This window comes from Oxobacter pfennigii, assembly GCF_001317355.1.
In the GTDB taxonomy this organism is placed as follows: Bacteria; Bacillota; Clostridia; order Clostridiales; family Oxobacteraceae; genus Oxobacter; species Oxobacter pfennigii.
Genome location: NZ_LKET01000032.1, coordinates 249,591 through 262,767 on the forward strand (window position 1 = coordinate 249,591; position 13,177 = coordinate 262,767).

The window sequence follows — 13,177 nt, forward strand, 5'->3', positions numbered from 1 at the left end:
AACTTGAGTGTGTTTTAGTAAATTTTCACATCATTCTTTACAAAATCTTATTAAATTATAATCAACTGGAATAATCAGTGTCAATACAGTGCTTAATTACATATTAAAATAAGAATAATAAAAAATACACTCCTTATTATAAGGATGTGTATTTTTTATTATTCTATTCAATTTAAATATTTAAGGATTATCCTTTAATACTTCTCCTAAAGCCCTTGCGAAAATTTTTGCCGATAATAAGGCTTCTTCCAAGGTATTGCTGTCAGAACCGACTTCAATCAATATGGCTTTGTTTGAAATATCCTGATTGTATATGGACCTGTCTTTAACAAGTATGCCCTTTGATAATCCTGGAGAGAGCTCTTCGATTTTTTGATTAAGCTTTAAGGCCGAATAATAGTTTTCCTGCCAGTGAGGATTGCTCTTTCCCACCACGAACATGATTTTGCTTGCCTGTTCTCCCATTACATCCATAACCATAACCTTTCGTGCAGCCTCACTGTCTGCGAAAGCATCCCTGTGAACATCGATTATATATTGGGCATCGGGAAATTGTTTAAGCAGATTTTCAATTGTAGGCTTCGATCTGTTGTAGCTGCCTTCGTAGCTGGGATAATCATGTAGAGTCATATCGTGGTGTACGGCAACGCCATAATGGCTTTCAATATATTTTTTTATCTCCTCTCCTACCTTGCATACATTATAATTCTGGTCCGTGGTCCTGTGGTCCCCCATCATTTCGTAATTATTTGCGGGAGTTGAAATATAGGACTCTGTTGTATGGGTATGATAAATTATCACCTTTGGTTTGCTGCTGTCAATCTTTACGTTTTCAAGAAGTTTAGGCTCAAGGTTTCTGTCGGTAATTTCAACAGATATCTTCTCTTCATTGGCGCTTTCTATGCTGCTTAAATTTCCTCCTACGCTGCCCTGCAAAACGTTCGCATCCGATAAACTCAATAAGGGTATTTGAGATGCCAGGTAAGTCTGGGGATTTTTTAAATCCACATCTGTGAAATACCCTAAAAAGGATTGAACATTTCCTTCATGCAAATCATCATCAACTTCATTATTCATGCTTATCTTAAGTATTGGTACGGCACTATTGATTATTAATCTGGATACACCTTCCTGAAGGCTTGTTTTGTTTTCTATTACTTTGATAACTTCCGTATATTTTGCTGATATATTGCTTTTCATTAAAAAAAGAGCAAATATAATAATTATCAGCAGCAGTGAGCTTTTTATCATGTTGGAATAATTGACAGTTTTAAAGTGCATCATATATGACACCTCACCTTTTGTACTCTATAAAATATATTCAGTGAGGACTTCATATATGAGTTTAAGAAAAATCATTTTAAAATTTATATCAATTTATATAACGGTTTATATCCTTAAGATGTATTGAAGGATGCAGGGATATATTTATACCGTTGGCTACTATCTTTGATATGTTATCAATTATGGCATCCACATCCTTTGGAGTGACCATCAAATCCCCTATATAAGGAGATAATACCTCCTGAATGAGCTGGTATTTTTCATCCCTGTTTATACCCTTTAACATGTTATAAAATTCTTTTCCCTGCTCCGATTGGTGAAGCAGGGTGTCTATTACAAGGTCAATGGTATCGTTGGCCATGGTTGCGGCATCAACAACAGTTGGCACTCCTATTGCTATAACCGGAACTCCAAGTAATGCCTGATTTAAGCCCATACGCTTGTTTCCCACTCCCGAGCCCGGGTTTATGCCTGTATTTCCTATTTGTATTGTAGTGCTGACCCTGGACATTTTTCTCGATGCCAAAGCATCCACCACCAATACCAAATCCGGCTTTATCTTTTTAACTACTCCCTGGATTATCTCACTGGTCTCAATTCCCGTGAGGCCCAATACCCCCGGGGATAAGGCGCACACCGGCCGCATGCCTTCTTCTATTTCATCCGGCATCATTTGCTTTAAATGGCGGGTGACCATGAGCCTTGATACCACTTTAGGGCCTAAGGCATCGGGGGTTACATTCCAGTTTCCCAAACCGACCACCAAAGCTGTTTTTTCCTTATCCAAATCAATAAGGCTGGCTAATTCCTTTGCCATGGTCTCACTTACCTCATCCTGAAGGTCCTGGTTAAAATTTTTAAGCTCCGGAACCTCAATTGTGGTATATGTCCCCATAGGCTTTCCTATTATTTTTTCACCCTTTTTATCCACTACCTTTACAATGGTGACAGTCATGTCCTTTCCTCTTTTTACTTCAACGTCAACACCCGGCATATCGCCTCTGTTATCCTTTTCATATATCTCCCTGGCTTCTACAGCAAGATCAGTCCTTATACTGTACATAATTATAAGCCTCCTTAATACTTTTTATGTTGCTACCTTTCATATATTTTTCCCAGTTTGTTATACTATAATTACAAATGATTATCTAACTTTATATCTAATTTTACTTTAATAATCATAAATTTACTGAAGCTTAATAATTTACTTGAAGTTAAAAAAAATAAATGATATAATTGAATCCGTTGATATTTTGAATCCTATTGCAGATTCCCCAAACTGCTAAAATAGAAAAAAATACAGAGGGGGTGAAGAGATTGGCAAATGTTAAATCAGCTATAAAAAGAATAAAAGTAACTGAGGCTAAAACACTCAGAAACAGAATGGTAAAGTCATCAGTAAAGACTTTCATCAAAAAGTTCGAAGAAGCTATAGTTACAGGAAATGTTGATGATGCAAAGAAGATGTATCCTAGGGTCAGCCATGCAATAGACAAAGCAGCGGCTAAAGGTATACTTCATAAAAATACAGCTTCAAGAAAGAAATCAAAATTAGCAATAAAGCTTAATAAAGCTGTTGCTCAATAATGATGTTGGCCTTATTTTGGGCAAAAACATAAAAAGACCGGTAATACGGTCTTTCATTTTTTATCCGGCCAATTCAACAATCAATGCCTCTATGGTAATCCTGCTGTCCATCCTGCCCGTTTTTATGGCAAGGTCTGCATCTAAGCATCGTTTTAATCTTTTTATTATCTGATCTTCGGAATAATTGGGAAGTATCTTTTTTATTCCGGAAACCACATATATGTTCAGGCTCAATTTCTGGGATATTTCAGCATTGGAATATCCCTTTTGAGTCATAAGCTTTATATTTAAAAGCATACGATACTGCCTTATGATCATGGATAAAATCACAGGAATAGGCTGGGATTCTATAATAAGCTCATTAAGAATGTATAATGCCTTAGAGGGATTTTTAAGAGAAACCGAATCCACCAGCTGAAAAACATTCATTTCCAGCGTATTTACCACTACAGCATCTATATCTTCTCTTTTTATTTCTCCCCTCTCCCCTATATAGGAGCTTATCTTTTTAATTTCATTTAATATATCATTAAGGCTCCCGGGAACCCTGCTTATTAAATATGAAATCTCTGCTTTCCCAATAATTTTATTGAGCCTTTTAAATTCCCTTACAACAAAGCTTAATAATTCATTACCTTGAGGAAAATTAAATTCTGCAATACATCCGTGTTTTTTTACGGTATTATAAATTTTCTTTTTCCTGTCAATTTCTTTGCCGGCTGTAAACACAAGCACCGTCGTTTCAGGTATTGAAGCTATATAAGTGCATAAATCATCTATGTCTGTATCTTCGAAATTATCCTCTTTTCTCTGTCTCTTGCTTTTAAAGAGGCTGCAATTATTAATAACAACCATTCTTCTTTCATCCATGAAGGGCATTGTCTCACAGGCATTTACCAATGTGTCATATGCTATGTCCGAAGCATCCAGCTTGCTGTAATTTAAGCTTTTAAAATCCGGCTTTACGGCCTTCCTTTCTAAAGCCGACAATGCTTCATTGATAAGTATAAGCTCGGAGCCGTAAAATAAATACAGTTTTTTGATATTGCCTTCATTGACAGAATCAATCAATGAATCGTATGTAAAAATGTCTGCCATATAAACCATCCTTATAAATTTAACTTCCAGTCTATACATATTATATATTGCAGAAGCTTTTATATCAAATGCTACATAATGCTTTGTATTTTAAAATCCCTTCCCTTGGTGGTTATTATAACTTCACCGTCTATGTCCGTCCTGTACAAGGGTATTCCCATATCATTTATTTTATCCAAAGTTTCAGAAGCCGGATGACCATAACTGTTTTTGCCTACACATATAACTGCTGTTTTTGGTGATACAGCATCTAAAAACTCCTGACATAAAGATGAAGCACTGCCGTGATGAGGCACCTTTAATACGTCTGACCGTATCCCATATTTTAAAATCTCTTTTTCAACCTGAGAGCTTATGTCTCCGGTAAAAAGCGCTGAGAAATCTTTATAAATGAGCTTTACCACAACGGAGGAATCATTATCATCATTAAATACATTCCTTATGGGATTATATACATACAGTTTCACTTCTTTCCCAACCTCAATACATTCGCCAAAAGCCACTTTTGATATGTCATCCTCATCTATCAAATCTTCTTCTAAAAGCTCTTTATACCCTTCAAGATTATCTGTGTCACCTATTATGAATTCATTATAGTTAAAACATTCCATGACGGGTATTAAACCCTTCAAGTGGTCATCGTCTGCATGGGTTGATATTATTAAATCAAGCTTATTTATCCCCTGTCTTAATAAATAAGGCACCACTACATCCTCTCCTATATCAATGCCGGAATTAAAATTGCTGTTTATGCCGCCTCCGTCAATTAATATGTTTTTCTTGTCAGGAGTGGATATTAATATACAGTCCCCCTGGCCTACGTCCACAAATTTTATTGTCAGGGGGGAAGGAAGCATGAAAATTATAATATCTGCTGTCAATATAGCTAAAACCAGGTATTTAAAAAGCTTCTTCTGTTTTTCATTTAGTGCAATCAAATTGAATATCAAAGCTATGACCATGTAATAAATAATTATGGTAGTTATTGAAGGAGTTGTAATAATCAATTTTGATAAAGGCAATGAAGATATTATTCCGGTAAAATATAAAATAATCTGTACAGCATAATTAACTATAACTCCTATAGCAAAGGCCATTGGAGGTATTATAAAATGCAGTGCAATAATCAATAATCCAAAAACTGTCAAAAGCGATACCAGCGGAATAACAACAAGATTTGCCGCAAAAGAAAAGGTGGATAAATTATTAAAATAATATATAGTGACGGGCATAGTGCCTATCTGTATACACATGCTTGTTACTATAATGCTTCTTATGCCTTCATTGGTATTGATTGGGAATGCGTTTATTTTAGGATATAAAAATATAATTGAAGCAACGGATAAAAAGGACAATATAAATCCTGTATCCATGATTTCCAGCGGATTTATAATCAAAATCACAGTTGCTGCCAAGGATAAGGATGTTAAGGAGTCATTATCCCTTCTTAAAATCCTCCCGGTAAGTATTAAGGATGCCATTATGAATGCCCGAGTAACGGAGGGCGTAGCACCTGCGATATAAGTATAAATGTATAGAACCATGATTATAATAATGATTTTTATCCGATGTAGTCCATTTAAGAAAGCTAATATTTTTGACAGCAAAAAATACAGTATCCATATATTATATCCGGACACGGCGAAGACATGTATGACTCCGCTGTTTATAAATCCCTGATAATTATCTTCCCCTATACCCGATACATCACCAAACATTATGGCACTTAATAAACCTTGAGATACTTGCCCTGTATATTTGTTTAATATCTCTCCTGCCTTTTGTTTAAGTTCATAGGAAATTTTCTCCATGTACCGTCTATTATCCTCTGAAGAATAAATGCTCTGAGAATAATCAGCCGTAAATACACTTACAATATTATCTTTATACATCAGAAGGTTATAATCGGTGCTACCGGTATTTTTATACTGGTAATTTTCCTTGAATGCACCCGATAATGTTATATTGTTATAAGGAATTAAATAATCTCCTTTATTTTCATAATCCACTACCCTGACTTTATATCCAGTGTCTATTACTTTGCCGTCGAACTCTATGCAATCGGCATATAAGATATAAACAAACATGTTTTCTTTTATTTCTACATCTCCTGATATTTGCCCCCGGACTGTTGCCCTTACCCCTCTCAATTCATCATGAAATTTATTAAATTGTGACAGCTTTCCATAGGAGAACATGAGGCCTGTTAAAAACAGTATCAAAAAAAGCAGGCAGAAAATCTTTCTGCCTTTTAAATATCTGATTGCTGAATATATTGAAATGATAAGTATTCCGCCGAATATAAAGGATGGATTGATATTAAGCTTATTGCCCGTATGTAATCCTGATATAATCCCAGCGGCAAAAAACATTGATATATATACTAAAACTCTTTTCATAATTACATTTTATTGCTTAAGTATGGCGGTATATTAAACTGCTCCGTATGGTCGTTTCCGTCATAGTGCATTATTGCCCGAATGCTCACTACATGAGCATTGGAATCATGCAATATGCTGATATCGGAATACCTGCCGTCATCGGCATGATACATCATATATTGCTTCAGGATGTCTTCCGCAGCTTCATTGTCAAGATCGCTGTATATCTCGAAGAACTCTTTTTCCGGTACCTCCAGGGTCATTTTGTATACCGAACCATCTCTTACTCTGCCTGCTATGATACTGTTTAACATACGTACATCCCTCCCTTCATATTATTACCAATAAATATAAATACATATACTTTATAGAGAAAAATAAGATTATAAAAATCAAACTAAAAAGGGTTGCAAAGCAATGATAAAAACCACTGCGATGCAACCCTTTTTGCCGTTTATGCTCTTAAGATAAGAGTATGTCATAAACAGCATAAATTATAATAAGCTCTAAAAGAGCAATATGTCAGTTTTAGTGCGACCTATTTAATATTACTATTATTATCGCCATTATTCAATAATTTTATTAATATTAGAAATTAACCGTATTATTGTTTATTTGATATATAAATTTGATGATCCTATTACCTCAAAAAAGTTATTGCATTTAAGCAATACTCTTAATGAGTGCTCGCCTGACTGTTGAAACATAATATTTGTCCATTGTGTTTTCGCCCTTATAAGGTTTTCCTCTACCTTGACTTTTGTCTCATCTGTTTGTTTGACAAGTTTATTACCGGAATCCAACAATTGAATTTTAAAAATCTGCTCCCCGTTTGGAATACCTTGAATGACAGTATAAGTAAAAAATCTCTTCATGATTTTGCCTGAAGAACCTGTAAAAGGATTACATATGTACATCTTCTGCTCAGAATTTATTGCTATATCTTCGCATGCTATGATATTGCAGATTGGAAATTTTATTGCAACATCCATAAATATCACCTTCTTTCAGCTGTCAGTATGAGTGGGAAAAATGTCCCCAACTAAACTTCCATTATATACCATGTTAATATTATACTCGGTTGTCCAAATTTTATACATGTAAAAAAGAGACGGCAAACTTTTTTATTTGCCATCTCTTTTGGATTATTTACAAGGAATTTATTCAAAGGCTTTCATTCTTTCATATAAGTCCATAATGGTTTGTCCATAATTTGTACCAGGTACAGCCCATTTTCCGTTTAAATCTTCCCAGTTGGGTGCAACCCCTAATCGTCTTTCTGCTACTAAAATAGAGTATCTTGGATCCACGCATTCCTCATTTAAAGGATCCTTAGTTGCATAGCCCTTTAAATGCTGGATTTGTGCTCTCACTCCTATCCTGGGTTCGTCAAACCATGCACCCTTTCCTACAGGAGAATTATTTGTAGCTCCCAATCCTGAATAATTATTCTGTAAAGGAAGTACCAATCCTCCGTATCTGAACCAGCCCGTTTCATGAATGGACTGGCAGAATGCAATATCTCCCCGAACGCCTTCTTTTTCACCTTCTTCAATAAACATCTGGGCTAATTCAAGTGCTGTGGTATTAATCTTAGGCTCGGGATTGTAATAAATAAGGAAAGCCGCCATTTTTTCTGCCGACACCTCGGATTTGCCCATTATGGGGTTTTCCTGATCTATTGTAACATCCGTCGGAGGCGGAGGTAATTGAGGCTCCGTGTCCTTTGGTTCCTCGGGTGCTGGAGGTAATTGGGGCTCCTTAGTTATTTCAGGTACTATCTCATCTACGTCTGAGGCCGGCATTACACCTTCTCCGCCTAAAACCACTATCTTTTTAATATTTTTTTCATTTCCAGCGACAATATCTCTGGCAGTTGATATGCTGCCCCTGCTGGCCAGGACAATCGGTGACAAGGTATTAGGGGCAAGAGCCGAGCCTGATAATGCATCGGGGAAATCCTCCCCCGTAGCTAAAAATACGATTTCCATTTTTACATCGGCAGCAAATCTCTGTATAACAGCTTTATTTGTTTCATATCTGTTCATGCCGCTTATTCTCTCAGCATTGCCTAGTGCCTTTAAAACTTCATCGCCGATCACGCCGATTCCCCCGATTACATAGGATTTTTCAATTTCTTTATCCCTTATGTATTCTTTTACACCATCCATCAGCACGTCTTTTGGTGACAATATTATAGGCATGCCTAATTTCGCGGCTATGGAAGCAATAGACAATGCATCGGGAAAATCCTCTCCTGTTGCCACCACAACTTCATTTATGAAATTGGCATCACTGTAACCTGCAACGGCAAGGGATGTTTCATATCTGTTGAGGCCGAAAAGTCTTTTAACATTCAATCCATTATCTTTCAATGAGGTTTCAACGGACTGGGATATTACTCCCGTGCCGCCGATGATGATTATGTTTTTGGCGCCTAGCCGTTTTATTTCTTCATTTACTTTTACATCAAGCTTATCCTTACCCGTTAAAAGAATTGGGGCATTCAATTGCTTTGCTAGTGGAGCTGCGCAAAGGGCATCGGGGAAATCCTCTCCCGTTGCAAGTATTACATTATCAGCCCCATCCTTCCACCCGTTTTTTGAAATCTCAACGGCAGTTGAATACCTGTCGCTTCCGTACACTCTTTCTGTTGCTTCGTATGCAGATGACGGGACATTAATTTTTATTATCGCTGCAGTTATTATAAATAAAACCAGTAAAATCTTTTTGATGTTAATATTCATAATGTCACCTCTTAAAAACTTTTAATTCCATTGATACTCTGTCCAATTAAAACTCTTGAGTCGCCGCCACATTTGCAGGAGTAATCAAGAATATCCGGGATGAAATTTTATGTATTCCGCATTCAAGAACAAATACGGTACCGCAAATATAATCCAAGCATCTCTTTGCTTCTTCATCATCCAGGTTTTTTAAATCCATAATAACAATTTTTTTACACTTCAAGTGATCGCTTATTAATAACATGTCATCGAAATTTAAAGGATTAGATAAAATAACCTTGGTATTTGCAGCAGAATGCACCCTTAAAACTTTCTCACTACCGGCATTATACAAGTCATCTTGCAAGTCTTTTTGCATTTTTGAGTCCCCATAACTTTCACTGTCATCTCCTATACCGATAAAATCGAGTACTTTTGAGACTATTGCATTTCCCAACGATATCCCTCCTTTCTAAAAAATACGTCATAAACAGTCAAATTTAATAATATCCAAAAATTACATTCCTTTATTTCGCTACATAATATCAATTTTCCTTTATTTTTCCTCCATTTATTTAAATTTTTTATATATTTTGCAAAAGGCATATTGTGAAATATAACTTAACTCTGATAAAATATATACTGCTAGTACTCAAAAGAGGTGTATTCATGATGAAGCTTTTGAACAAACCGGTAGAAATAATATGTATATTCAGTAAGGAAGGCAGTATTACGCCCTTTAAAATGAGGATGGAAGATGACAACAAAAATACGTTAGTTTATGCAATAAAGCCTATATCCGTAGATAAGACTAAAACTTTGCTTAATTTTCACTGTACTGCGGATATGAACGGCTCGGAGAAAAAATGCAATCTCCACTATTACGTAGCTGAAATGAAGTGGATATTATATAGTATGCTTTAAATAAAAAGCCTAATGGCAATTATTTTATTAATTTCATTAGGCTAAATCATACTTTTTTTGGCGGTAGTATGTGGGAATCAAACCCATCCGTCACGGTATTAGCGCGACAACTCGGTTTTGAAGACCTATAGAAGTGTAACCTACCCCTAAACTATTGATTTTACTTATCTTACAGTACTTTAATAATCCGATGCCTAACGGTTGCTTCTTAATTTCATATTTTATTACTACATATAATATATGTGATAGACGTGTACGTTAGGAAGGATGCGAAGGATGATATGAAAGTGATTATTGACTGTTTTGAAGGTAAATTTGCAATATGTGAAACCGATGAGAAAAAAATGATTAATATAGAAAAATCAAGGATTCCTAGAGATGCAAAAGAAGGCGATGTTCTTAAAGTTGAGGAATAACCGCCGCTTAAATTTTGAGTGGAACAAAACGGTAAGAAACTAATCGTTTCATATCTGCTATTTTCTGAAATAATCAAATTTTCTTCACCTTTTATTTGTGTTATTATTAATCCTGTTTCTTCCAGTACTTCACGACGAAGCACATCAAAAAATGCTCTCGTATTCACATATTTTTTCAGCAGGTATTTCAGTCATTTTGGTTTCGATTCCATGGCTTTCTTTGTTACGCTGTTGAATAAGGATATATTTTTTACCATCACATTCTTTTTCAATAATTGCTCCCACAGCTGGTTTTGCAAATACTTCTATCATCAATTAACCTCCTAAAATCTTTTCTAAACATAATTTTTCCGACGCTTTAGTAGAATTATACGAATTAATCATAGATAAAAATTATGCCCATAATATGTGGTGTTAAATTATATTGGTTATAGAAAGAAATGCACAAACACACACACAAATGCCAACGATTACAGACGCAATTGCCAGCTTCTTTTGCTGATTATCATAGTATTCTTTTGCACTTAAGAACTCTTTTAGTCCAAAGCAAAATAGCAAAAGCTGCAAACCGCTTGTTAGACCAAATATACTCGCTGCTGCAAAAAATATTATCAATAGCCAACCGGTTGATTTTAATATATTCATAATCACTACACCTCCGCCAAATATAAACAATCTTTACTTCGCATTTTCCTACAATTATGTCCCATTGCATTATACAACTTATTATGCATAAATTGGCTGTCTGATTTTAAAATCCATGTTGGTATAGTCATAGATAGGAAATATTACTGACCCTAAAAAATTTGGCTTGATTGCAACCATAACAAATTGCATTTACTGATTTAAAGCATCCCTAAGCATATTTAACTCTGCATGATTGCCCATATAGTTATTGTATCGCCTTCGTTTAATATTTGAGTGCCTCATACAAGGATGAACCAAAGAAACACAATTGCATCGGTGATTTCTAAATTCAACATCAAATTTAATGGCCTCATCTATATCATTGAAAGATTTTGCTTTTTTCCAACTTTTTAAAGTCTGTGATGATAAATTTGCCAGCATATTAATTGCATATCTACCTAAGGTAATAATAAGTTTAGGTTTTATAATTTCAATTTGAAATGCCAGAAATTCTAAATTCCTTTGAGTAAATTCCTTATCCTTAAACCCAGGAAATTTGCCAACCATTGATTCTGTTTTTCTTAATCCCATAAAAACATTTGAAAAAAAACACTCGCTCAGAGATATATCCGCTTCTTTAAATAGCTTAATGATGTTTCTCCAGGTTGGACACTCTAAGTCCTTTGATTTAGAATTCACTATTTTAAGGTATTCTTTTAAAGCTGAAAAATCTTGTCCTAATACAAGTATTGATGGTAGGATATTTGTTGTATTTTCCATCCATAGTCCTTTACCACCTGGAAAAAATGCTGTTTCTTCAATCATTCTAGGTACTGGTTCTACAGAATCCGGATATGGCTCAACTTTATATATTTTTTCAAAAAGTAAACTTGGTAAATCATTTCTAAACATCTCTATAACTCCCTAATAAAATAATTTTCTTGAGAATCAATTATATTATAATCTAAATATAAAACAAAAATAGCCCTATTTGCAGGACTATTTTTCAAAGGAGACTTAAATTATGAAAAAATGAACATTGAGTATTAACAAGCATTAAAATTATATACAAGCTCATGAGATTTTAAACATTAGATTTCGTAATTTTTATCCTGACAAAATGAAGATAATTACTTTATAATGCTTGGATAACAAGAATATTACTATTTTCCATATCTTAAATACCATATAATAATTTGTACTATGCTTGCTATTCCGGAAAATACAACTGATACATTCTTACTAAGCATATGTTTTCCCTGAACTTTCACGAGATGTCTGAATCCTAGATATACGCTTCATTTATCCTTATCCCACAATCAAGCATGAGAACCATTAAAACAAAGTCCCTGTAACCTGCATATGTACTTTTATCCGGTGCATAAAGCATTTTCTTCACATCACCATCTGATAACGGTTTTATTGTGTCCTGTGGGACTTTCAGCAATTTAAGTTTTATTGAATAATTTACGTCTAAATATTCTCCTCATCAAATAGCCATTTCAAGTAGCATTTTAGCGTCCTTAGCCTGATATTAATGGTAGCAGGCTCATATTGCTTTTGATGCATCATGTAGTATAAATACCCTCTTAATAAATCTATATCAACTAAACGGTTTACTATAGGCCGTTCTTCCTCATCAATATCATTTTTCATATGTTTCATGTGGATTTTATGATCATCTATAGTCCTTGGAGCAAGTCTCTCCAATGTTTTGAACTCTATAAATATATCATGTAACTTGAAAAAGTCCTCAATTGTAATACACCCCATATTTTTCCGTACATCCAGCATAAGCGGTCTATGACCGTTATACTTTGTTACTTGCAATTGCTTCTTACCCATTGAAAACACTACCTTTCTTATTTTTTGGTTTAGAAGCAATCAGCATATCGGTTTGAATATTTTTCAAAAAACAGACAAGGTTCCAGCAAATTTTTTAAAATCCGTTAGAACCTTGATAATCAATACTTTGGCGGGAGTATGTGGGAATCGAACCCACCCGTCACGGTATTAGCGCGACAACTCGGTTTTGAAGACCGGCAGGCACACCAGCACCTATCTACCCCCAGATATGAAATTTGCATGGCAAATTTCATGTCGCAATGATTGCACAGCAATCATTATAGCATAT

15 protein-coding genes and 2 tRNA genes are annotated in these 13,177 nt (G+C 34.9%); 3 read left to right on the plus strand and 14 right to left on the minus strand.

Annotation, left to right across the window (positions count from 1 at the left end):
* Positions 1–180: 180 nt before the first annotated feature.
* Both spoIIP and gpr read right to left on the minus strand, forming a co-directional pair.
* Positions 181–1,284 (minus strand): stage II sporulation protein P, encoded by a 1,104-nt coding sequence (gene spoIIP, locus OXPF_RS11370; RefSeq protein WP_054875327.1) that lies wholly within the window; start codon positions 1,282–1,284, stop codon positions 181–183.
* A gap of 88 nt (positions 1,285–1,372) precedes the next feature.
* Positions 1,373–2,347: a GPR endopeptidase gene (gpr, locus tag OXPF_RS11375; protein ID WP_054875328.1), complete on the minus strand. Its 975-nt coding sequence runs from the start codon at positions 2,345–2,347 to the stop codon at positions 1,373–1,375.
* Between the two features lie 254 nt (positions 2,348–2,601).
* Between gpr and rpsT the strand changes: the two genes are divergently transcribed.
* Positions 2,602–2,871, plus strand: coding sequence for a 30S ribosomal protein S20 (gene rpsT, locus OXPF_RS11380; protein ID WP_054875329.1), 270 nt, complete (start codon positions 2,602–2,604; stop codon positions 2,869–2,871).
* A 60-nt stretch (positions 2,872–2,931) separates the two neighbouring features.
* Here the strand turns inward: rpsT and holA are convergent, their stop codons facing one another.
* The 6 genes from holA to OXPF_RS11410 all read right to left on the minus strand — a co-directional run bounded on the left by holA (position 2,932) and on the right by OXPF_RS11410 (position 9,533).
* Positions 2,932–3,969 carry a DNA polymerase III subunit delta gene (gene holA / locus OXPF_RS11385; RefSeq protein WP_054875330.1) on the minus strand — a complete coding sequence of 346 codons (1,038 nt, stop codon included), beginning with the start codon at positions 3,967–3,969 and terminating at the stop codon, positions 2,932–2,934.
* Positions 3,970–4,040: 71 nt separating this feature from the next.
* The gene (locus OXPF_RS11390) at positions 4,041–6,368 is read right to left on the minus strand and encodes a DNA internalization-related competence protein ComEC/Rec2 (RefSeq protein WP_054875331.1); all 2,328 of its coding nucleotides are present in this window, start codon (positions 6,366–6,368) and stop codon (positions 4,041–4,043) included.
* A gap of 2 nt (positions 6,369–6,370) precedes the next feature.
* Entirely contained in the window at positions 6,371–6,664 is a 294-nt protein-coding gene (locus OXPF_RS11395; protein WP_054875332.1) for a hypothetical protein, read from the minus strand.
* A gap of 297 nt (positions 6,665–6,961) precedes the next feature.
* A complete protein-coding gene (locus OXPF_RS11400) occupies positions 6,962–7,342 on the minus strand; it encodes a hypothetical protein (protein ID WP_054875333.1) in 381 nt (126 codons plus the stop codon).
* A 168-nt stretch (positions 7,343–7,510) separates the two neighbouring features.
* Positions 7,511–9,097 (minus strand): cell wall-binding repeat-containing protein, encoded by a 1,587-nt coding sequence (locus OXPF_RS11405; RefSeq protein ID WP_054875334.1) that lies wholly within the window; start codon positions 9,095–9,097, stop codon positions 7,511–7,513.
* Between the two features lie 46 nt (positions 9,098–9,143).
* Positions 9,144–9,533: a cell division protein SepF gene (locus OXPF_RS11410; protein ID WP_054875335.1), complete on the minus strand. Its 390-nt coding sequence runs from the start codon at positions 9,531–9,533 to the stop codon at positions 9,144–9,146.
* Positions 9,534–9,745: 212 nt separating this feature from the next.
* On the opposite strand from OXPF_RS11410, the gene OXPF_RS11415 reads away from it, so the two are divergent.
* A complete protein-coding gene (locus OXPF_RS11415; protein WP_054875336.1) occupies positions 9,746–10,000 on the plus strand; it encodes a hypothetical protein in 255 nt (84 codons plus the stop codon).
* A 58-nt stretch (positions 10,001–10,058) separates the two neighbouring features.
* On the opposite strand, the gene OXPF_RS22135 is transcribed toward OXPF_RS11415, so the two are convergent.
* Positions 10,059–10,147 (minus strand) — tRNA-OTHER (locus tag OXPF_RS22135).
* A 134-nt stretch (positions 10,148–10,281) separates the two neighbouring features.
* Here OXPF_RS22135 and OXPF_RS21820 point away from each other — a divergent pair.
* The gene (locus tag OXPF_RS21820; protein WP_083479868.1) at positions 10,282–10,416 is read left to right on the plus strand and encodes a DUF3006 domain-containing protein; all 135 of its coding nucleotides are present in this window, start codon (positions 10,282–10,284) and stop codon (positions 10,414–10,416) included.
* Between the two features lie 144 nt (positions 10,417–10,560).
* Here OXPF_RS21820 and OXPF_RS22485 read toward each other — a convergent pair whose 3' ends face one another.
* The 5 genes from OXPF_RS22485 to OXPF_RS11435 form a co-directional block, all read right to left on the minus strand.
* Entirely contained in the window at positions 10,561–10,728 is a 168-nt protein-coding gene (locus OXPF_RS22485) for a hypothetical protein (RefSeq protein ID WP_160317205.1), read from the minus strand.
* 102 nt (positions 10,729–10,830) lie between these two features.
* On the minus strand, positions 10,831–11,061 hold the full coding sequence (locus OXPF_RS11420) for a hypothetical protein (RefSeq protein ID WP_054875337.1): 231 nt from the start codon (positions 11,059–11,061) through the stop codon (positions 10,831–10,833).
* A 192-nt stretch (positions 11,062–11,253) separates the two neighbouring features.
* Positions 11,254–11,955 carry a uracil-DNA glycosylase family protein gene (locus tag OXPF_RS11425; protein WP_054875338.1) on the minus strand — a complete coding sequence of 234 codons (702 nt, stop codon included), beginning with the start codon at positions 11,953–11,955 and terminating at the stop codon, positions 11,254–11,256.
* Between the two features lie 561 nt (positions 11,956–12,516).
* Entirely contained in the window at positions 12,517–12,888 is a 372-nt protein-coding gene (locus OXPF_RS11430; RefSeq protein WP_054875339.1) for a phage integrase SAM-like domain-containing protein, read from the minus strand.
* Positions 12,889–13,016: 128 nt separating this feature from the next.
* Positions 13,017–13,113, minus strand: a tRNA-Sec gene (locus OXPF_RS11435).
* Positions 13,114–13,177: the final 64 nt, after the last annotated feature.

Bases quoted from the DNA above. Each gene is read 5' to 3' on its own strand.
- holA (WP_054875330.1), bottom strand. From the start codon at position 3,969: ATGGCAGACATTTTTACATACGATTCATTGATTGATTCTGTCAATGAA.
- OXPF_RS11395 (WP_054875332.1), bottom strand. From the start codon at position 6,664: ATGTTAAACAGTATCATAGCAGGCAGAGTAAGAGATGGTTCGGTATAC.
- OXPF_RS21820 (WP_083479868.1), top strand. From the start codon at position 10,282: ATGAAAGTGATTATTGACTGTTTTGAAGGTAAATTTGCAATATGTGAA.
- OXPF_RS11425 (WP_054875338.1), bottom strand. From the start codon at position 11,955: ATGTTTAGAAATGATTTACCAAGTTTACTTTTTGAAAAAATATATAAA.
- OXPF_RS11390 (WP_054875331.1), bottom strand. From the start codon at position 6,368: ATGAAAAGAGTTTTAGTATATATATCAATGTTTTTTGCCGCTGGGATT.
- gpr (WP_054875328.1), bottom strand. From the start codon at position 2,347: ATGTACAGTATAAGGACTGATCTTGCTGTAGAAGCCAGGGAGATATAT.
- OXPF_RS11430 (WP_054875339.1), bottom strand. From the start codon at position 12,888: ATGGGTAAGAAGCAATTGCAAGTAACAAAGTATAACGGTCATAGACCG.
- OXPF_RS11405 (WP_054875334.1), bottom strand. From the start codon at position 9,097: ATGAATATTAACATCAAAAAGATTTTACTGGTTTTATTTATAATAACT.
- OXPF_RS11420 (WP_054875337.1), bottom strand. From the start codon at position 11,061: ATGAATATATTAAAATCAACCGGTTGGCTATTGATAATATTTTTTGCA.
- OXPF_RS11400 (WP_054875333.1), bottom strand. From the start codon at position 7,342: ATGGATGTTGCAATAAAATTTCCAATCTGCAATATCATAGCATGCGAA.
- OXPF_RS11415 (WP_054875336.1), top strand. From the start codon at position 9,746: ATGATGAAGCTTTTGAACAAACCGGTAGAAATAATATGTATATTCAGT.
- OXPF_RS22485 (WP_160317205.1), bottom strand. From the start codon at position 10,728: ATGATAGAAGTATTTGCAAAACCAGCTGTGGGAGCAATTATTGAAAAA.
- spoIIP (WP_054875327.1), bottom strand. From the start codon at position 1,284: ATGATGCACTTTAAAACTGTCAATTATTCCAACATGATAAAAAGCTCA.